Consider the following 20,435-nt stretch of genomic DNA (forward strand, 5'->3'; position numbering starts at 1 on the left):
AAGCATCAAAGCTGGTCCAGATTTCGTTGGCAAAATGTCTAACGGACAAAACCCATATTTGTTTGCAATCATCTCTGCATTAAACTTCGCAGTTGGTGTAGCAATCGTATATGCCGGTGTTAGAATGATTTTGGCAGATTTAATTCCTGCATTCGAAGGTATTGCTACAAAATTAATTCCAAACTCTGTTCCTGCAGTTGACTGTGCAGTATTCTTCCCATACGCACCAACAGCAGTTATTTTGGGATTTGCATGTAGTTTTGTAGGCGGATTAATCGGTATGTTTATTTTGGGAGCTATCGGTGGAGTATTAATTATTCCAGGACTTGTTCCTCACTTCTTCTGTGGTGCAACTGCTGGTATTTACGGTAATGCAACTGGTGGTAGAAGAGGAGCGATGATAGGTTCATTCATCAACGGATTATTCTTAGCGTTCCTTCCAGCATTCTTACTTCCAGTTTTAGGACAATTAGGATTCAATAATACAACATTCGGAGATTTTGACTTCGGAGTTTTGGGGATTTTATTAGGAAAAATAGGTAACGCTATGGGAAATGTTGGAGTTTATATTATTATCGCTATTTTGGCAGTAGTTTTAATCGCTCCTTCAATTATCACTAAGAAAAACACAGCAATCAACAACGAAGAATAATTTGAACTAGACGAGAAAGAGGTATAAATGAATAAAATTAATACAAAAATTTACTCAGACGGTGCAGTATTAGAAGACATGCTAGAATCATTGGCATCAAAAAAAGTAACAGGATTCACAACTAATCCATCATTGATGAAAAAAGCTGGAATCACTGATTACGTTGAATTTGCCAAGAAAGTTCTAGCTGAGATTACAGAATATCCAGTATCATTTGAAGTATTCGCAGATGATTTGGAAACTATGGAAAAAGAAGCAGAAAAAATCGCATCACTAGGCGACAATGTTTACGTCAAAATTCCAGTAACTACAAGCGATGGAACATCAACTGCTCCATTATTGAAAAAACTTAGTTCAAAAGGAATCAAACTCAACGTTACAGCAATCTTCACAGTGGATCAAGTAAGAGAAGTTGTAGACAACTTGACTGAAAATGTTCCAAGCATTGTTTCAGTATTTGCTGGAAGAATTGCAGACACAGGGGTTGATCCAATGCCAATCATGAAAGAAGCTTTGGAAATTTGCAAAACTAAAAAAGGTTGCGAATTGTTGTGGGCATCTCCAAGAGAAGTGTTCAACATTTACCAAGCAAATGAATTGGGAGTAGACATCATCACATGTACTCCTGCAATCATCAAGAAACTTTCATTGATGGGAAAAGATTTGAACGAATACTCACTAGATACAGTGAAAACATTCTGCAAAGACTCAAAAGAATTAGGATTTTCAATCCTTTAATAAAACAAGGGCTATCAAAAGGAGCCTTCATTTAGGGATTGTAAGAAAAAACAGTTTTTGAGTGACGTCTTCAAGGAATGAGAAAAAGAAATAACGACCATACAAGAGTATGAAAGCTCCTGTGTGGTCGTTTTGTTATTCTCAAGTACCAAAATTGTATGTGAGATTATTTGCTTTCTTTTTCTACAGACAATATGAAGTCAGCCATAGCTATGGACGTGTTAACAAAAAGTCTAGCGTGATGCTCTTTAATAGAAATCCTATTTGCACCAACCCCATGAGCATCACTATCCTTATTTCTCATTTCTGCTATTGAAGATACTATGTTATTTAATCCAGAAAGTAGGGTATTAATCCTTCTATCGGTGTTAGCATCCGTATGCATGTTATAGAGAGTTCTAACTTGCTTATACAGTTTTCCAATGTCACCGCTATCAGAAGGCTTCTCATTTTTCTTTTCTATTACATAATAAAATGTCTCTTCTAATAAGGTTCTTGATTTTGTTATTGCACTATCGAAATCATTTTGTTCGATATCCCTCATAGCTCGTAAAGAGATACTTTTGATATATTCTCTATCTATAGTTTTTATTGCCGGAACAACTATTTCGACTTTATTGCCTATTGGATGGATCACATAGTTATTTCCGACGATAACGAGTTCATTTTCACCAAATAACAGTAAACCATTTATTTTCTCAATAACTGTGGATACTATTGTTTTATGTGCATCATTTATCTCATTCGCACTATGCCCATTCAACATTTTTGAGAATTGGTTTAATGAAAACATATGAGCTAATAGACTAGAACACTTATTATTCTCAATACAATATTCAAGTAAATTATCTAGGTATTGCCATCTACTTAATGCTCCACCATTCCAAGAATATGTTGCAGGAAGACCGAATAAAGTGGACAGAGCACACAAATCTGATCCGGATAGATAGGGCATTGATATTTTTATAGTTGTACAATCATCGAATTCATAATCACCATATTTAGTGTCACCATCAAGAATAGCGATAATTTCTTTGTTTCTTAATAAAGAAAAAAGGTTATTCATTAATTTCTCACCGTCCTTATTAAGCAATTGTTCTGTATCGAGTATATACATACTCATATATCTGCTGACGATACATAGAGATGCTAACCTCATCGTAGCACTCAGGCAATTCTGCCCAAAGGGTATCACGGATAATATTATCAATAGCTGCTTTTGTTTCTTGCTTATCTGTCCAATGGTCAAATTCAGCAATTTTCATTTTTATTTTCTGTAGTAGTGATGCTGCAACTTCTTTAAGTTTCTTGATGTCTGTTTTGCTCAAATCATCACGGAACAACATATCATAAAGAGAAAGTTCTTCATCACTTGTAAAGCCTTCACGGACATAGCGTTGTTCTTCTTGGCTCATTTGATTAGCCAAATCCATCAATTCCATGAAAGTATTCTCAATTGTGGCTCTGTCCTTTTCACTATTGTAATCATCAATAATTTGCTGATAGCGTTCGTAGTAGTTAATTCGATCAGGGTTAGCAAAAAGCATACTATCAAGCTTATGCTGAATAACTTCTTCTAAATCATTTAAAACAAGGTTCTTTTTCTTAACCTTTGAAAATTCTTTTCGAAGAAGATCGAAATCAATTGAACTGATGTCAAATCTGCGTGGTTGTTCACGCACCATAGTAGGTGGATGTTCAATCTCAACGTACTCACTTATAATTTCATTAATTTCAATCATTAGATCAGTGGTATTGATGTGCTTACGCTTTTTCTGAAGTTCAGCATATATGGCGGAAATAGCTTCATACTTCTTACGAGCGTGACCAGTGATATCATCTCTGTCAGTATATTTCATTAGACGATTCAATTCAGATGCATATGTTGTAAATGTTTTTTTATCCTCAATTGAGCCGCATACTGCGTTAGCTGCTTCCTGGAGGTATGATAACTTCATGAAATCATAAGCATTGATAAGCATTTCCAAATCAAAATTATTCTCATTCAAAAATTCATCTGCTTTACCTATAGTTTCAATAATACGAACAATAAGTTCGTCCTTATCTATCGTAGGGTCTGAGCCTTCATTTCCGCTCACATTAGCAGTATAGTCTGCAAGAGCCTTTCTTAAAGCTTTTACAATTCCAATATAATCTATAATCAAACCATTGCTCTTGCCTTCGCTTACACGGTTGGCACGGGCTATGGCCTGCATAAGAGTATGAGACTTTAATGGCTTATCGAGATATAAGCATGAAAGGCATTTAACATCAAAGCCTGTAAGCCACATTGCACAAACAAATACAATACGAAGGGGATTTTTTGAATCTTTAAATTCTTTATCTAAGTCACGCTTTTCCATCTTGCTACGGTGAGTCTTTATATCTAAACCCCATTTTTTAAATGTTTGGATTTCGTTTTGTTCCTGACTGATTACAACAGCCATTTCAGTCTCTTGCATCCATTTGATTTTTCTTTCAAGTTCAATACTCTCTTGTTGACTAGCATATTTCAAGCTTAGCTTTAGGGTTTTTATTTCTGCTTTCCAATATTCCTGAACATAATTATACATACGGACGCAAGTAACCTTGTTTAAGCACACAAACATAGCCTTTCCGCTTGCCCATAAATCAGAGTAGTGACGCACAAAATCTTGTGCAATAGATTTTAATCTAGGCTCGGCTGTGAGTAGGTGTATCTCTTTGGCAAATTCGGCTTCAAGCTTATCCTGTTGGTCAACATCGAGGTCAGCATTCTCGATAGCGTCAAGAATTTGGTTCGTGATTTCAGGATTGTGTAAATCAACAATCTTTTCTCCACGGTTCTCATAGTAAAGTGGTACAGTAGCACCATCTTCAACGGCTCTCTTGAAGTCATAGACCGATACATAGCCACCAAAAGTACGAGCAGTGATATTATCACTTGAAAGTAATGGTGTACCTGTAAATCCAATACGTGCAGCAGTAGGCAATAACTTCATCATATTATCAGCGAAAATACCATACTGGCTACGATGTGCTTCGTCCGACATAATAATAATATCGTGATCAGGATAGATAGGCTTTTCATTTGGCTTATTAAACTTCTGAATAAGAGTAAATATAAAGCTTGGATTTCCTTGCAGTTTTTTTAAGAGGTCATCACCACTTGTAGCAATAAATTGAGAAGCCTTTATATCTTTACCAAGAAGACCACAGTTCTCGAAAGTATCACTTATCTGTGTGTTAAGTTCGTCACGGTCTGTAAGAATAACAAAGGTTGGTGTACCTTCCATCTTTCTGCGAACCTTTTTTGCAAAGAATACCATTGAGTAACTTTTGCCAGAGCCCTGTGTATGCCAGAACACACCTAGCTTACCATCATTAAGCTTCCTAGCAGAATAAGCTTTCATAGCTTCGTTTACACCAAGATACTGGTGGTTACGAGCGAGTATCTTTGCAGTGTGACCATCAGAGTGGTCAAATAAGATAAAGTTCTCAAATAAATCAAGGAAATTCTCTTTCTTGCAGATACCACGGAGCATTGTTTCAAGAGCAACACTTCCTTGATCCTCTTCGGCAAGTCGCTTCCATTCTTGAAAGAATTCAAACTTACTACCAAGCGTGCCAACTTTAGCTTCTGTTCCGTTAGAAAGCATAAGGAATGCATTGTAATAGAACAGGTGAGGAATGGTATCCAGATAATCGGTGTAATTATCTTCATAGGCATTTTGAACATCCACAGTATTCTTCTTAAGTTCTACAAAAAGAAGGGGAATACCATTTATAAATCCTACTATGTCAGTTCTTCTGCGATATAAATCCCCATGAATCTTAAGTTCCTTAATTGCAAGAAAATAGTTACTATCAGGATTCTTAAAATCAATCACTATAGCCTTTTTTGTTTTAGTCTGTCCATTTGGCTTTTTGACAGTAACCGGAATACCATCACGAATTAAAAAATATTTTTCTTCATTCACCTGTAGGAGGGAAGAAGTAGACAATATATTTTCTAAAACTTGCTGGGCCTCAATTATCTGATTTTCATTTATCCACGGATTGAATTTTCTAAGAGCCTCGTAGAAATAGCGAGTAAGCAAAATATCCTTATAGCTTTCACGACCAAAAGACCCATTTTTACCTAGGACTTCTGTATTATAGGCAAACTTAACATCCCATCCTAATTCGTCACGCAGAAAATTACCTGCACTTTCCTGAACAAGGATATTCTCTGAATAATCATAGCTCATTATTTGGCACCTCCTAACCTTCAATTGTATTTAGAATTTCTAGTTTCAGTACTTCGTCACGGTCATATGTACCATCCATTATTGCAGTCATAATTTTATGCAATAACTCTTTGTCAATTTTTTCTGCCGCCACATGATAGCTGATATTCTCGGTGATGACCATGAAATTTTTAGCAATTCCCATATACCCATTAAGTAAAAGAAATTGCACTGACAAAGTAATTGCCAAACGCTTATTACCATCAGCGAAGCAATGAAACTGACAGGTACAAAAAAATAAATGTGTTAGCTTGTCAACAAAACTTGGGTAGTAATCATCGTTTTGAATATGTTGCAGAACGCTATCTAATTTTCCGACATCTAACGCCTCATAAGTCCCACCTCCGCTGTATTGTATTGTTTTGTTGTGTATAATTTTCGCCTGGTCAAGCGTTAAATAAATAATTCCATCATTCATTTAATCACGCTCCTTAAGACGTTTTAGCACCTCTTTATTTTCTAGCATCAATCTCTCCAGCTCATCTCCGGCAACTCCTAAAAACTTCTGATATTCATCCTGATCAAGTGGTTGAATATATTCTGACAGTTGATAGTGGAACGCGTCTCTTAATGCCATGTCACGATTAGCCATTTTCACTCTTCCGCGTTGAATAAGTGGTTTCCAGAGTGCCATATTCTCGAATTTTTCAAATAAACCTTCTACTTCTTTAAAAGATAATTCGTGACCGACTCTTTCATACTCTGATTTAATTTCAGCTGCCAAGCCATTCTCATAAGCTGCTATAATATCAAGAATTTCACTGTAAAAAGTATCTCTGACTTTATCATTAGCCTTTAAATCAAGGATTTTCTTATATTCTTTAGCTTTTTCCTTAAAAATACTCACATATATCATATCTGTGAAATGTGCATACTTATATCTATTATCAACCACGCAATCCCTCAATACATCTGTAAATTTCCTACGGTAGTTTTCTTCCTGTAATGAAGAGCCGAGATAATTTTGGTCTCTTTGATTGATATATTTTGTACCACCGCCCGTCTTTTTGTTAATAAGATCAATTACAATATCCAGCATTAACTGACGCAAAGCACGTGCTTTTTCACTTTCAGACAAAAGCATTGCCATATTTAAAAATGCTCTAAAGTCAAAGACACCAAGCACAGTTGTTTTGGTAGGGACATAAATGTCCTTACCATTTTCTTTTGCTGCAGTTCTGAATGATTTTAACTTACTACCTTTCAAAACAGAATATCCGTTTTGCTCCAGCTCTTCGGAATTTTGTTCCAAATATCTGCTTATGGTGCGAATATCAACATCAAAATAAGAAGCTGTCATATCACGAGTAACATAAGCCTTTCCGTCCCACACTATACCATCTATGCCAGATTTTTCTTGAATTTCAGCAACAGCTATTTCGTTATTCAGAATATTTTGTCTATCCAATCTCGAATTGGTTAAATCCTTCGCCATAAATCAATTCACTCCTTCAATTCTTAAATCTTCTCTAATAAAATACACGCTGAACCATTTTGATAGTCAGATTTACTTAACTAACTGAAAACATCTCGGCCTTTTATGGTTCTTACAGCTCAATTTCTCCGCTCATCAGTTTAGGTAATAAACGGTCACGGGCTTGTTTATATAAAAGTATTCCTTTTGATAGCATCAATATCTTATCAAAAATATGTTTGCAAAATTCATTATATCTTATCACCAAATCTTCTGTAGGATATAGAACCTTGATACTGCTGAACTTGGTTTTATTTACATTTGTCATAGTTGCACCATTGCTACCTACGCCATCAAGTAATGCTTTAATTCTTTTCATTGACTCATAAAAGAAATAAAGATTGTTATCATCATGTAAAATGACAGAATTAATCTGCTGATTGGTTTGGCAGGGCTCAATCGCTATATTCACTAAACCTACCGTTGCAATGCATGAAACTATAACAGTATTTGCAGGTAAATACTTATTCTTTTGAGTATCTGCACCAACTTTAGTTAAAGTCTTTTCTGTTATTAAAGGGAACACCTTTCCATGCATATCTGGAATTGTAATAAATGGAATGTTTCCGCCATAATATTCTGTTTTCGATGTAGAAGGTGTTTTTCCTGTTATAACCTCACCAAATTCTTCAACTCGTTTATATGTCCATCCTTTAGGCACACCATTAACAAGCTCCACATCTTCATATCCAGGAAAACGCAAATCAACAAACCATTCCTTATAAAGTCTTTGTGCAGCTTCTTCAAGAAGATGGATTTGATTTTTATTGTTTTCAATAAGGTCATCATACGAGGACAAAATATAATCTATTTTATCCTGTTTGTCAAAATTATCCTCAATTTTAATTTTGAATTCTCTCATCGTCCCCAACAGAAGATTCTTTTGTGCAGAGCCATTTGATTTATTTATAAACTGAGAAACACAATTAATCAAAGAATAGTAAAGATAGCTAGGTCTAACTATTTCTTGGTTTGGTTTTATAATAGCAACACTTTTTTGAAAAGTAGTTTTGTAAGTTTGAGGGATATCTTTAACCAGAGCCATTCGACCTATAGTACCGCTATTAGTGATTAAAATATCATTGGGCTCTAACATAGTTCTTTTATGTGTATCAATAAAATCTTTTTCGGTTATCTGCCTTGCATTATCGTAATGAATAGCACCATCATGTACATCTTTGCAACTAACAAAATAAAACCCCGAATGTTCCTCGTTTGCGCAGTCACCGTGTTTTCCATCCGTGATGTTAATAGCTATATCTTTTAATTTGACTTCTATCATAATCCCATATCCTTCATATTTTGTGAGATGGTGTCCATCAAGTCGTTTGATTCAGCCTGTAATGACAACAACTCACGATGGATTTCTACCATACGCTCTTCAAAGTCCACTCCATCATCTTCAATAGGTTCCACACCTACATAGGCTCCTGGAGTTAGCGACCAGCCCTTTTCCTCTATTTCAGAAATGGAAGCTAGCTTACAAAGGCCAGGGACATCGGCATAGACGCCTTCTCCGAACTTTTCGTAAAGCCAATTGGCTTCCTTGGCTATTGAGAGAATTTCATTAAGTTCTGCAAGCTTTGTATCATAGGCTTCTTGGGTTTTTTTCTTTTGGCGTTTTTCTGCAGCTTTAACTACTTTTTTTGCCTCTGAGCGAAGGGCTTTTGCTTTTTCTGATAGGTCATGTATTTGGTCTGCGAAAGCTTTGTCACTGCCTAGAGCAGAGTGATATTCGTTAAGAAGGGCAGTATATTTATCAAACTCTCCACGATAAAGCCATACAAGGGCATTCATGTTTTTAAGTTGCCAATCAGACCATTCGTTAAGAGTACGGTCTACGACTGTATAGTAATTTCTTGCATCAATGAAAAGAACCTTATCCTTGATAGCATCTGACTTTCCCTTATCAAAGAACCAAAGAGAACAAGGCAATGACTTGGTGTAGAAGAAGTTATTACCGACACTAATCATCGCATCTACGTGACCTGTTTTAACAAGGCTTTCTCTAATATCTTTATCCTTGCCTTGGCTATCTGTGGAAGAAGAAGCCATTACAAAGCCAGCACGTCCTGTTTCGTTAAGGTAACTGTAGAAATATGAAATCCATAAGTAGTTACCATTACCAACTTCTTTATTCTTATTTATACTTGGCATACCGAAAGGCAGACGTTTTGCGCTTTCACATGATTCAGCTTTTACCTTATCAACATTGAAAGGAGGGTTTGCCATTACATAATCGCAACAACCATCAAGATTGTGGGCATCATGATAAAAGCTATTTGCTTCATCACCGGATTTGATAACACCAGTAAGACCATGAACTGCCATGTTCATAAGGCAAAGCTGAGCATTATATTCAACCTTTTCCTGACCATAGAAAGTCATAGTGCTATTGGCGTTCATTCCAGCTGCATTTACAAAATCACCTGATTGAATGAACATACCACCAGAGCCACAAGCCGGGTCGAGTAATACACCACTTGTAGGTTCAATAATATTAACAATCATCTTTACGAGAGACTTAGGCGTAAAGAAAACGCCATCATCTGATGCGATGTTCTTTGCAAATTTATTTAAGAAATACTCATAGATTATTCCGATAATATCTCCACCGACTTCATCAAGAGCGGAATTATTAAATATACGAAGAAGTTCTGATAAAATCTCATCAGAAAAATCTGTATAAGTTTTAGGCAGTATACCGACTAACTGTTCACTCTGATCTTCGATGAGCTGCATGGCATTATTGACCACTTCACCTAAACTATTCATGTTGTGACCATCTTTATTAACAAGTCCGGCAGATGATATGTCTTCAGGAAGATTTAATAAGTAATCATACTGTGCTTCCTTTGGAAGATATAATGCACTTTTAGCTACAAAGTCACTTGCTTCAACAGGTATAACTCGACCACCACGAGATGGGCGTCCTTTTAAGATCTCTGCTTCAACCATCTTGTATCTGCTATATGCGTAACGTAGGAAAATAAGTCCAAGCACAGGCATACAATATTGATTTGATGTCAATTTTGAACCCGCACGTAATAAATCTGCAGATTCCCATAATTCTGTTTCAAGTTTTCTTATATTAATCATTTCGATTTTCTCTCCGACTTAAAGTCAAGCCATGCCTCTTCAACACTTGCGTAGTCGATATCATTCTTAAGGCAAAACTCCTTTATATTCTTCATCGCAATAAGGTTAGGCTTTGCTTTACCGCCTTCCCATCTATTAACAGTAGAAAATGCCACCTGTACTTCTTTGGCAAAGTCCTGCTGTGTTAAAAAACATCTCTGTCTGATTCTTTTAATTTCTTCTGGAAATCCCATGTTGCATCTCCTTGTCTTAAATATCTCAAAAATATAGCATTATAATAACACAAAATTATGTATTTTTCTACCATTCAGTCCATCTGTAACTTTATAGGTCACCTTAGAATGTGGGCTTTTTTTATTTGCGAAAAGCATTGGAAGCAAACATCTCGCAGGAATATCTGGACTGCGCAACAATCTCGCAGAATATCTTGGTGAAAATTTAATGATCTTATTCGCTCAGTCTCACGGCGAAAAACTTCTGTGTAGGAAAATGAAATGAAGATTTTCTTGTTCGAAGCGTCGCTCACAAGAAACATTAAATTTTCTATGGTGATATTCAGCTCGATTGTTAACCCAAGAACTTTCCTGATGATTGAGGAATACATTTTAACTTAAACCGGGTGAGTGGGGGCAAATTTCATCTAAAATTATTGGCTCTGTAATTTTTTTGAAAATTTTATAAGTGATTTCCTTTAAATGTTGATGTTTTTGTTGTAAATGATGTGTTTACATGTTAAAATAAAAGGTAGTATTTATAGATATTAAAGTAAGGAGATTTATATGGGAGTATTTGAATCTATTTTTGGCTCAGCTAATAAAAAAGAGCTAAAGAAGATAGAACCAATTATTAAAAAAATTGAATCATATGATAAGTCTATGCAACAATTATCAGATGATGAATTAAAGCATAAAACTGTTGAATTCAAGGAAAGATTAAAGAACGGCGAAACTTTGGACGATATTTTACCAGAAGCATTTGCTGTAGTTAGAGAAGCCAGCTACAGAGTTTTGGGTATGAAACAATATCGTGTGCAATTAATCGGTGGTGTTGTTTTGCATCAAGGTAGAATTGCAGAAATGAAAACTGGTGAAGGTAAGACTTTGGTTGCAACTTTACCTGCATATTTGAATGCGCTTAGTGGTAAGGGCGTTCACGTGGTTACTGTCAATGATTATCTTGCAAAGAGAGATAAGGAATGGATGGGAAAAGTTCACGAATTTTTGGGATTAACTGTAGGCGTTATCGTTTATGGTTTGGACAATGATGAAAGACGTGAAAACTACGCTTGTGATATTACTTACGGTACTAATAACCAATACGGTTTCGACTATTTGCGTGACAACATGGTTATTTACAAAAAAGACAAGGTTCAAAGAGGTCTTAACTTTGCAATCGTGGACGAAGTTGACTCTATCTTAATAGATGAAGCTAGAACTCCACTTATTATTTCTGGTCAAGGCGACGAATCTACAGACATGTACATGAGAGCAAATATTTTTGCTAATGGTTTGACTGGACGTATTATGGATCCAGAAGAGGATAAGCCAGATATTTTCGATCGTGAATTCAAGGATGAAACTGTTGATTTCTTAGTTGACGAAAAGAGAAAAACTGCCAGTCTTACAGAAATTGGTACTAAAAAAGCCGAAGAATATTTTGGCGTGGAAAACTTGTCTGACCCTAATAACATGGAATTAGCTCACCACATCAACCAAGCTTTGAAGGCTAACAATACAATGAAAAGAGACATTGATTACGTAGTAAAAGATGACGAAATCCTTATCGTCGATGAATTTACTGGTCGTATCATGGAAGGTAGAAGATATTCTGATGGTCTTCACCAAGCAATAGAAGCAAAAGAAGGTGTTGAAGTTAAGAGCGAATCTAAAACTTTGGCGACAGTTACATTCCAAAACTACTTCAGAATGTACAACAAATTAAGTGGTATGACTGGTACTGCCAAGACTGAAGAAGCGGAATTCAATGAAATCTACAAGATGGACGTTGTTGAAATTCCTACTAACAAACCAGTAGCCAGAGTTGACGAACAAGACAGAGTTTACATCAATGAAAATGCTAAGTTCAATGCAATCGTTGAAGAAATAAAAGAAATTCATAAGACTGGACAACCAATTCTAGTTGGTACTATTTCAATTGAAGTTTCAGAAAAATTGTCCAAATTATTGAAGAAAAACGGAATCAACCACGACGTATTGAATGCAAAGCAACACGAACGTGAAGCAGAAATCGTAGCACAAGCAGGTATGTTTGACAAAGTTACTATCGCAACAAACATGGCAGGTCGTGGTACCGACATTCTTTTAGGTGGTAACCCAGATTTCTTAGCAAAACACGATATGAAAAAACAAGGTTACGGCGAATACGTAATCGAAAGTTTGGATTCATTCTTACCAAGCACAGACGAAGAATTAGTTGCAGCAAGAAATGTATACAACGAATTATACAAAAAATACAAGAAAATGACTGACGAAGATAAGAAAAAAGTTATCGAAGTCGGAGGATTATATATAATTGGTACTGAACGTCACGAATCACGTCGTATTGACAACCAATTGCGTGGTCGTTCTGGCCGTCAAGGAGACCCTGGTAAATCAAGATTCTTCGTTTCATTGGGAGACAACTTAATGAGATTGTTCGGTGGAGAAACTATCCAAAAATACGCTGAATCTGGCAAATTCCCAGAAGACGAACCAATGGAATTCAGAACAATCACAAAAGCAATCGAAAGAGCGCAAACAAAAGTTGAATCTAACAACTTTGGTATCAGAAAGAACGTATTGAAATACGACGATGTTATGAATGCGCAACGTAAAGTAATTTATGCTGAAAGAGATAAAGTACTTGACGGTGAAGACATGCACGAATCTATCGTTGCTATGATTAAGGACATCATTGCTAATGCAATTGACACATATTGCCAAGATTCAAAATCAGAAAATTGGGAAATGGAAGCATTGATGACATATCTTAACACATTTATTCCAGAAGGAACATTGGATCTTACAAGACTTAACAGCTACAACAAGAAAACTTTCACAGATTATGTAACACAAAAAGCATTGGAAGTTTACGGCGAAAAAGAAGAAGCCATCGGCAAAGAAAAATTCAGAGAAATCGAACGTGTAATTCTTCTTATGGTTGTAGATAGAAAATGGATGGATCACATCGATGCTATGGATCAATTGCGTCAAGGTATCGGTCTAAGAGCGTTCGGTCAACAAGACCCAGTAAGAGCTTACAACAACGAAGGTTTCGAAATGTTTGAAGATATGAACCACTCTATAAAAGAAGACACAGTTAGAGGAATGTTCAACGTTCAACCAGTTGAAGAAATCGAAAGAAAACAAGTAGCTCACGAAACATCAGCAACAGGTGGAGAAGAAGAAATTAACAAACCAGTAGTTAAAGGTAAGAAAATCGGTAGAAATGATCCATGTCCATGCGGAAGTGGTAAGAAATACAAAAACTGCTGTGGTAAAAACAGATAAAAATAAATAGTGGAAAAGGCGAAGTAAATTAGCCAGGGTGAAATGTTTGTTTGTGAATATTAAACATCAAACATTTATAGCTTAGGATATCATACGGAAAAAATTGTGTTAATTTCAAATTGAAGAACACCGTTAAAAAATCGGACCGCCCGAGCGTAAGCGAGGCTTGCGATTTTAGGTGTTCGAAATTATGAAATTGCCAATTTTTGTAGTCAGATATCCGTGCTATAAAGTTTGATGTTAACAGTTGAACAACTTAGCATAAGAATAAATACTTCTTAGAACGCGAAAGGGTAGATATCCGTGCTATAAAGTTTTATATCAACAAATGAAACTTTTCAAACACCACCACTATTACAAAAATAAACACAAACACAAAGGAGGAGAAATCCTCCTTTTTTGTTCAAAAAATATATGCAATTGGAGGATAAAAATGGACGTATTTTTAATTAACGAAAAAATAGAAAGTTTATCTCAAAATCTAAAAGAAATAAAGGAGTCTCTTTGACTTAGACAATTTAAGAAAAAAATTAGATGAATTGCAACAAGAAACATTGAAACAGGGCTTTTGGGATGACAGCGACAAAGCACAAGGAATCTTCGAAGAATTAAATTCCGTAAAAGACGATGTCGAAAACTACGACGAAATCGAAGAAAAAATCGAAGAAGTCAAAATGATGCTCGAAATCAGCAAGGAAGACAACACCGAAGAATACGAAAAAGAAATCTCTAAAACGCTCAAAAATTTGGAAGAAAAAGTCGACGAATTTAAAATAAAAACTCTCTTAGTGGGAGAATACGACAAAAATAATGCGATATTGTCCATACACGCAGGTGCAGGTGGGACTGAGGCACAAGATTGGGCGGAAATGTTACTGAGAATGTACACTAGGTGGATTGCAGACAAGAAATATTCCTACAAAATCACCGACTACAATCAAGACACAGAAGGCGGCATCAAATCCGTATCGTTAATCGTACAAGGAATTAACGCGTATGGATTTTTGAAAAGCGAAAAAGGAGTCCATAGACTTGTCAGAATTTCTCCGTTTGACCAACAAAAACGTCGCCACACATCATTTGCATCAGTGGACGTGTTCCCAGAAATCAAAGACAGCCACAACATCCAAATCGACGACAAAGATTTGAAAGTGGACACCTACAGAGCATCCGGTGCCGGTGGACAACACGTCAACATGACAGACTCTGCAGTTAGAATCACACACATTCCAACAGGAGTCACAGTTCAATGTCAAACAGAAAGATCGCAAATTGCCAATAGAAAATACGCCATGGATATGTTAATCGCGAAATTAATAATGATAAAAGAAGAAGAAAAGCGTGAAAAAATCGAAGACATCCAAGGAAAATACAACCAAATCGCGTGGGGATCCCAAATCAGATCCTACGTCTTCCAACCATACACATTAGTAAAAGACCACAGAACAAACTGCGAAAGCTCTCAAGTGCAAGACGTGTTGGACGGTGATTTGGATAAATTCATAAATGCGTATTTGAGCCACAATTAAACAACATATAGTACAATATAGAAAAGGAGGGATAGAATGGAATATGTTATTTTCAATAAAAACACACCGGTATTTTCATTTGAAATGCGTCACGGCAAAATCATAAAAATCATAGAAGTATTCAATCCAGAATACAGGCCGTTGCAAGTGAAATACAATAGAAGTAAGAATATAATCGAAAAAAATAGTTTCGAACATTTTCTAAAAGGCAGAAGAATTCCAGACACCAGACAGGACAAGGACATTCTTCTAGAAAACCTTCAAGGGAAATCTCTTTACGAACTAAGCTTGGCGTATTACGGACTATCTCTTTCTGATCAATATTGGATAAAATCAAAAAACGACAGCGTAGAGTGGAAAGATATCAACTTTTTCCAAAATGATTTCTCACAAGATATGGGACTGTTTATGTTTGGCAAATCAGACAGCTCATTTTCTTTGAAAACTCCAAACAACACATCAGATGGTTGGCTCAAAAAAGCGTGGATTATAGATGATGACAAAAGAATGCTTGTCAAAGGCTCATCCAAACCATATTATCAAGAAGCTTTCAACGAAAAAATCGCCTACGAAATTTCACGAATTCTAGGTATCAATCACATTAAATATGAAATAAAAAACATTGGAGATAAATATTGTTCGGTGTGTGAGAATTTCATTGACGAAAACACTGAACTCATTTCAGTTAATGCGATCGTCCAAAACACTCAAAAACCTAACCACATATCGATGTATGAATTTGTGGTAGAAGAATTGCAAAAACTTGGAATATCTGATGCAAAAACCAAAATCGATGACATGCTTCTTCTAGATTATATAATTTTCAACGAGGACAGACATTTCAATAATTTTGGGTTCATTAGAGATGTTGAATCGCTTGAAATCAAAAACATGGCACCTATCTATGATTCTGGAACAAGCTTGTTCTACAACACGCTTGACACTGCGATAAAATCTTACAATCCAGATGTAAAACCGTTCTACACTAACAGACAAAAACAGTTTGAACTAATCAAAGGAAAAATCGACAAAAATATCGATGCAAATAAAATTCATAAAATAATCGTAGACGTACTTTCAGAAAGTGATTATCTCGAAGAATTTGCACCTGATAGGAAAACAATCATCGCTGACAGAGTAGCAAATTCTTTATAATTAATGCATAAAATTTGTGGTTTTTAATTTCATAATGGGTATATAAATCTTGAGGTGTAATTAAATGAAAAATGTAGTATTAGAAAATTTTAGAGAATTGTCGAATGTTCCTCGTTGTTCATTTGACCAAAAAAGAATTAACGAATACTTAGTAAATAAAGCGAAACAATTGGGGCTTGAATACGATGTTGATGATGAATTAAACATCGTAATCAGAAAACCTGCAACAGAAGACAAAAAGGATCATCCAGGAGTTATTTTGCAAGGTCACATGGACATGGTCTGCGAAAAAGAAGATGACAGCGATCACGATTTTACAAAAGATCCGATCGAGTTCATCGAAAAGGATGGCAAATTAACTGCCAACAAGACAACACTTGGAGCCGACAACGGAATAGCCGTTGCGATGGGAATTGCTATTTTGGAAGATGAAAACTTGTCACATCCTGATTTGGAATTGATGATTACGACAAACGAAGAAGTTGGACTTATCGGTGCGAATGCCGTAAGTGAAGATTTCCTAAAAGGCAAATACCTTATCAACGTCGACAGCGAAGAAGAAGGAATCATGACTTGTGGTTGCGCTGGTGGAAACACTTTGAATTCTAAATTTGCAATCAAACGCGAAGATTTTGGAAAATATTTCTACAGAATTGCAATAAATGGTTTCAGAGGTGGTCACAGTGGTCAAGATATCAACAAAAATCACCTTAATGCCATAGAATCCACAGTTAAAATCCTAAAAGAATTGTCGACACGTCACAATTTGAGAATCGTTTCATTAAATGGTGGAACAAAACACAACGCAATACCAAGAAATTGTGAGCTTATCATTGCAAGTGAAGACGAAATCAAAGACGACGAAATCAACGTTGATGGTTTCAAACAAGTTGAAGAAAAAATGGAGTTTAAGTTTGAACAAGTAGATGAAAAGACTCCAATGGATGCACAATCTACTGAACGTATCTTGAATTTCCTAACGACAATTCCAAACGGAGTTTTGGACATGGTAAAAGGAAACGATGATTTGGTAGAAACATCGCTTAACCAATCAATTGCAACAACAGAAGATGATAAATTCGTGTTTATGGTATCAATCAGATCTTCAGTTTTGGATAAGATAAAAGAAGTTGAAGAATTGATTACAAATACAACAAAATCAAACAGTGGAATAGTTAAATCTGAAGGGTTCTACGAACCTTGGGAATACCGTGAAGATAGCGAACTAAGAGACAAATGTTTGAAAGTTTACAAGGAAGTCACAGGAAAAGACATGCAAGTGAATGTTATTCACGCAGGACTTGAATGTGCAGTATTTTCAAAGAAATATCCGGACATGGACATGATTTCCATCGGCCCTGATATGACGGGAGTTCACACACCAAAAGAAACTTTGGATTTAAAATCCACAGATAGAGTGTACGAATTCTTGAAGAAATTGGTAGAATCATTATAAAATGGAGGATAAAAATGAGTGACGAAAGAAATTTAGAAAACGAAGAATTAAACGAAGAAATGTATGATGAAGAAGAGTTAGATACAATCGTACTAACATTAGAAGCTGGCGGCGAAATCGAATGTGGAATTCTTGGAGTATTCGAAGTTGAAGGCTACGACAGTGATTACATCGCACTTGTATCTGAAGATGACAACGAAATTATGATTTACAAATACGAAGAAATCAACGAAGAAGAAGCTAACTTGGATGTTATCGAAGATGATGCTGAATACGAAAAAGCAAAAGAAACATTCGAATCTCTTTTCGTAGATTTTGACGGAGAAGATGAAGAATAATTTTAAGGCTGTTATGATTGATCTGGACGGAACTCTTCTGACAGATGATAAAAAAATTACTGATTTCAGTAATCAAATTTTACGAAAACTTTATGACAACGGCATAAAGATTATTATTGCAACAGGAAGAGGTCTATCCAGAGCTAAGCAATTAACCGAAAAATTAGATTTTGACAAAATAATCCTTGCCAATAATGGAGCTATTATTCACAGTAGCTCCAGTATTGCAACGGATGAGGACTTGAAGTTGGAATCTAAGGTGGTGGATGAGCTTAGCACTCTATCAAAAGAGTATGGGATTAGACCGTATTTTTTTGTGGAAAACAAATGCGCACTTCTGATCCAAGATGAAGATGATAAGAAATATTATGTGGATAGCGTTGGTGATGAGAGTGAGATTATGACGATATCTGAGAGGAATTTACCGGTTAATGATTGTGTGAGCATGATTATGATATCTGCGAAAAACCACATTCTTAAAATCGTGGATACTATCAAGAATAATCCACATGTCACATATCACATTCACACGAAATATTTCCCACAAAACATCAGAATGCTTGAAGTGCAAAACGTTAACACGGACAAGTACAAAAGGGCGATTGCGCTGCTTGAACATTTTGGGATAAAAAACGATGAGGTGGTTGCGATTGGCGATGCACACAACGATTTGGAGATGGTCGTAAACAGTGGGCTTGGAGTTGCAATGAAAAACTCCGACGATATTTTGAAACAACAAGCTGACATCATAACACAATACACAAACGAAGAAGACGGATTGGCAAAATTTTTAGAAGAACTATTTGAGTTGAGGGATTATGAATAATTTAAAAGAATTTTTGAACGAAGAATACTATGACAAATATAAGGGCAAAAACTTGGTAGTCTACATTTATCCAAAAGATAACACAAGTGGATGTACGATAGAAGCAGACGGATTTTCTGAAATTTACGACGAATTTCAAAAACTAAACACAGAAGTTGTCGGAATAAGCAAAGACACTGAAAAAACTCACGAAAATTTCAGAAAAAAACAAGGACTAAAACAAGAATTGATATCCGACCCAGAAAGAATATTCTTGAACAATTTTGGTTGCGTTTACAAGGGCAAAATGTTCGGCAAAGAAGTTACTAAAACAGAACGAAGCACATTTGTATTCGACAAAGATATGAATTTGGTCAAAGAATTCAGAAAAGTAAAACCAGACGAAAACCCACAAGAAGTCTTGAATTACATCAGAGACAACCTACATGACTGATAGATATAACATTTACAGCAAATATCTCAAAGAACATTACGGAGAAAAAGTCTACAAACTTCCGATAAAATTGGACTTAACATGCCCGAACAGAGACGGAAGGCTTGGGCGTGGTGGTTGCATTTACTGTCACGAAGAAGGTGGAAGCTTTGAAAACAAAGAAAAACACCTTTCCATTCGTGAACAATTAGAAGAGGATAAGCAAACCATCGAGAAAAAATACAACGCCCACAAATTCATATCGTATTTTCAAAACTATTCCAACACGTATATGCCACTTGATTTGTTTCGAAAATACGTAAATGAAGCTGTGATTGACAACGTCGTTGCAGTTAGCATATCCACAAGACCGGATTGCATAGCTCGTGAACACTTGGAAATACTAAAACAACTTCAAGACGAAAAAAACGTCGACATCATCATAGAGCTTGGACTGCAAACATCGAACAACAAAACACTGAAGATAATCAACAGACAACACACAGTTGCTGATTTTATCCAAGCGTGTCTTCTAATCAAAGAATACGGATTTAGAATTTGTACGCATGTAATACTGGCACTTCCTTGGGATGATATGGACGATGTGAGAGAAACTGCTAAGCTTTTGTCGGTATTAAAAGTTGACGAATGCAAAATCCATTCTCTATACATTCCCAAACACACAATACTTGCAAAGTGGTACGAAGAAGGAAAAGTGAAACTCAAATCACTGGACGATTACGTAAATGAAGTTTGTGAATTTTTGAAATATTTGGATAAGGATATCCTGATTCAACGATTAGTCGGAAGAATGCCCGAAGAGACTTCTGTGTTTTGCAACTGGAATACGAGTCACTGGAAGATACAAGATATGGTAATCGAAAAAATGGAACGAGAAAATATTTTCCAAGGTGATAATTTTAGTAAAAGAATGGGTATAATAATATAAAGTAAATTAAACTTTTTAAAATGGTTTAAG

Annotated in this window: 17 protein-coding genes; 10 read left to right on the top strand and 7 right to left on the bottom strand. The window is 35.8% G+C overall.

Annotated elements, in window-relative coordinates; translation table 11 throughout:
- On the top strand, nucleotides 1-652 hold a 652-nt coding region (locus tag KHW44_RS00985), incomplete at its 5' end, for a PTS transporter subunit IIC (protein WP_304064802.1).
- A 27-nt stretch (nucleotides 653-679) separates the two neighbouring features.
- Nucleotides 680-1,390: a transaldolase gene (locus KHW44_RS00990; protein WP_304064805.1), complete on the top strand. Its 711-nt coding sequence runs from the start codon at nucleotides 680-682 to the stop codon at nucleotides 1,388-1,390.
- A gap of 166 nt (nucleotides 1,391-1,556) precedes the next feature.
- Here KHW44_RS00990 and KHW44_RS00995 read toward each other — a convergent pair whose 3' ends face one another.
- The 7 genes from KHW44_RS00995 to KHW44_RS01025 all read right to left on the bottom strand — a co-directional run bounded on the left by KHW44_RS00995 (nucleotide 1,557) and on the right by KHW44_RS01025 (nucleotide 10,464).
- Nucleotides 1,557-2,507: an abortive infection family protein gene (locus KHW44_RS00995; RefSeq protein WP_304064808.1), complete on the bottom strand. Its 951-nt coding sequence runs from the start codon at nucleotides 2,505-2,507 to the stop codon at nucleotides 1,557-1,559.
- Nucleotides 2,476-5,619 (bottom strand): type I restriction endonuclease subunit R, encoded by a 3,144-nt coding sequence (locus KHW44_RS01000; protein ID WP_304064811.1) that lies wholly within the window; start codon nucleotides 5,617-5,619, stop codon nucleotides 2,476-2,478. The genes KHW44_RS00995 and KHW44_RS01000 overlap by 32 nt, the downstream gene beginning before the upstream one ends.
- Before the next feature lie 13 nt (nucleotides 5,620-5,632).
- Nucleotides 5,633-6,076, bottom strand: a complete 444-nt coding sequence (locus tag KHW44_RS01005) for a Fic family protein (RefSeq protein WP_304064814.1) — start codon at nucleotides 6,074-6,076, stop codon at nucleotides 5,633-5,635.
- On the bottom strand, nucleotides 6,077-7,093 hold the full coding sequence (locus KHW44_RS01010) for a DNA-binding protein (protein WP_304064817.1): 1,017 nt from the start codon (nucleotides 7,091-7,093) through the stop codon (nucleotides 6,077-6,079).
- Nucleotides 7,094-7,205: 112 nt separating this feature from the next.
- Nucleotides 7,206-8,414: a restriction endonuclease subunit S gene (locus tag KHW44_RS01015; RefSeq protein ID WP_304064820.1), complete on the bottom strand. Its 1,209-nt coding sequence runs from the start codon at nucleotides 8,412-8,414 to the stop codon at nucleotides 7,206-7,208.
- Nucleotides 8,411-10,231: an N-6 DNA methylase gene (locus KHW44_RS01020; protein ID WP_304064823.1), complete on the bottom strand. Its 1,821-nt coding sequence runs from the start codon at nucleotides 10,229-10,231 to the stop codon at nucleotides 8,411-8,413. The genes KHW44_RS01015 and KHW44_RS01020 overlap by 4 nt, the downstream gene beginning before the upstream one ends.
- On the bottom strand, nucleotides 10,228-10,464 hold the full coding sequence (locus tag KHW44_RS01025) for a DNA-binding transcriptional regulator (RefSeq protein WP_227904545.1): 237 nt from the start codon (nucleotides 10,462-10,464) through the stop codon (nucleotides 10,228-10,230). The genes KHW44_RS01020 and KHW44_RS01025 overlap by 4 nt, the downstream gene beginning before the upstream one ends.
- A 546-nt stretch (nucleotides 10,465-11,010) precedes the next feature.
- Between KHW44_RS01025 and secA the strand changes: the two genes are divergently transcribed.
- The 8 genes from secA to KHW44_RS01065 all read left to right on the top strand — a co-directional run bounded on the left by secA (nucleotide 11,011) and on the right by KHW44_RS01065 (nucleotide 20,405).
- Nucleotides 11,011-13,740: a preprotein translocase subunit SecA gene (gene secA / locus KHW44_RS01030; RefSeq protein WP_304064831.1), complete on the top strand. Its 2,730-nt coding sequence runs from the start codon at nucleotides 11,011-11,013 to the stop codon at nucleotides 13,738-13,740.
- 433 nt (nucleotides 13,741-14,173) lie between these two features.
- A protein-coding gene (gene prfB, locus KHW44_RS01035) for a peptide chain release factor 2 (protein ID WP_369680504.1) occupies nucleotides 14,174-15,269 on the top strand; the annotation gives its coding sequence in 2 pieces (ribosomal slippage) (nucleotides 14,174-14,245 and nucleotides 14,247-15,269; 1,095 coding nt in all).
- Between the two features lie 36 nt (nucleotides 15,270-15,305).
- Nucleotides 15,306-16,424, top strand: a complete 1,119-nt coding sequence (locus KHW44_RS01040; RefSeq protein ID WP_304064834.1) for a HipA domain-containing protein — start codon at nucleotides 15,306-15,308, stop codon at nucleotides 16,422-16,424.
- 64 nt (nucleotides 16,425-16,488) lie between these two features.
- Nucleotides 16,489-17,880 (top strand): beta-Ala-His dipeptidase, encoded by a 1,392-nt coding sequence (pepD, locus tag KHW44_RS01045; protein ID WP_304064837.1) that lies wholly within the window; start codon nucleotides 16,489-16,491, stop codon nucleotides 17,878-17,880.
- Between the two features lie 14 nt (nucleotides 17,881-17,894).
- Complete coding sequence (locus KHW44_RS01050; RefSeq protein ID WP_304064840.1) at nucleotides 17,895-18,218, top strand: DUF1292 domain-containing protein; 324 nt, start codon at nucleotides 17,895-17,897, stop codon at nucleotides 18,216-18,218.
- Nucleotides 18,208-19,044 carry a Cof-type HAD-IIB family hydrolase gene (locus KHW44_RS01055; protein ID WP_304064843.1) on the top strand — a complete coding sequence of 279 codons (837 nt, stop codon included), beginning with the start codon at nucleotides 18,208-18,210 and terminating at the stop codon, nucleotides 19,042-19,044. The genes KHW44_RS01050 and KHW44_RS01055 overlap by 11 nt, the downstream gene beginning before the upstream one ends.
- A complete protein-coding gene (locus tag KHW44_RS01060) occupies nucleotides 19,037-19,477 on the top strand; it encodes a peroxiredoxin (RefSeq protein WP_304064845.1) in 441 nt (146 codons plus the stop codon). The genes KHW44_RS01055 and KHW44_RS01060 overlap by 8 nt, the downstream gene beginning before the upstream one ends.
- Nucleotides 19,470-20,405 carry a TIGR01212 family radical SAM protein gene (locus tag KHW44_RS01065; protein WP_304064848.1) on the top strand — a complete coding sequence of 312 codons (936 nt, stop codon included), beginning with the start codon at nucleotides 19,470-19,472 and terminating at the stop codon, nucleotides 20,403-20,405. Before KHW44_RS01060 ends, KHW44_RS01065 begins: the two co-directional genes overlap by 8 nt.
- Nucleotides 20,406-20,435 lie beyond the last annotated feature (30 nt).

The sequence above is a fragment of the Finegoldia magna genome, assembly GCF_018371055.1.
In the GTDB taxonomy this organism is placed as follows: Bacteria; Bacillota; Clostridia; order Tissierellales; family Peptoniphilaceae; genus Finegoldia; species Finegoldia magna_I.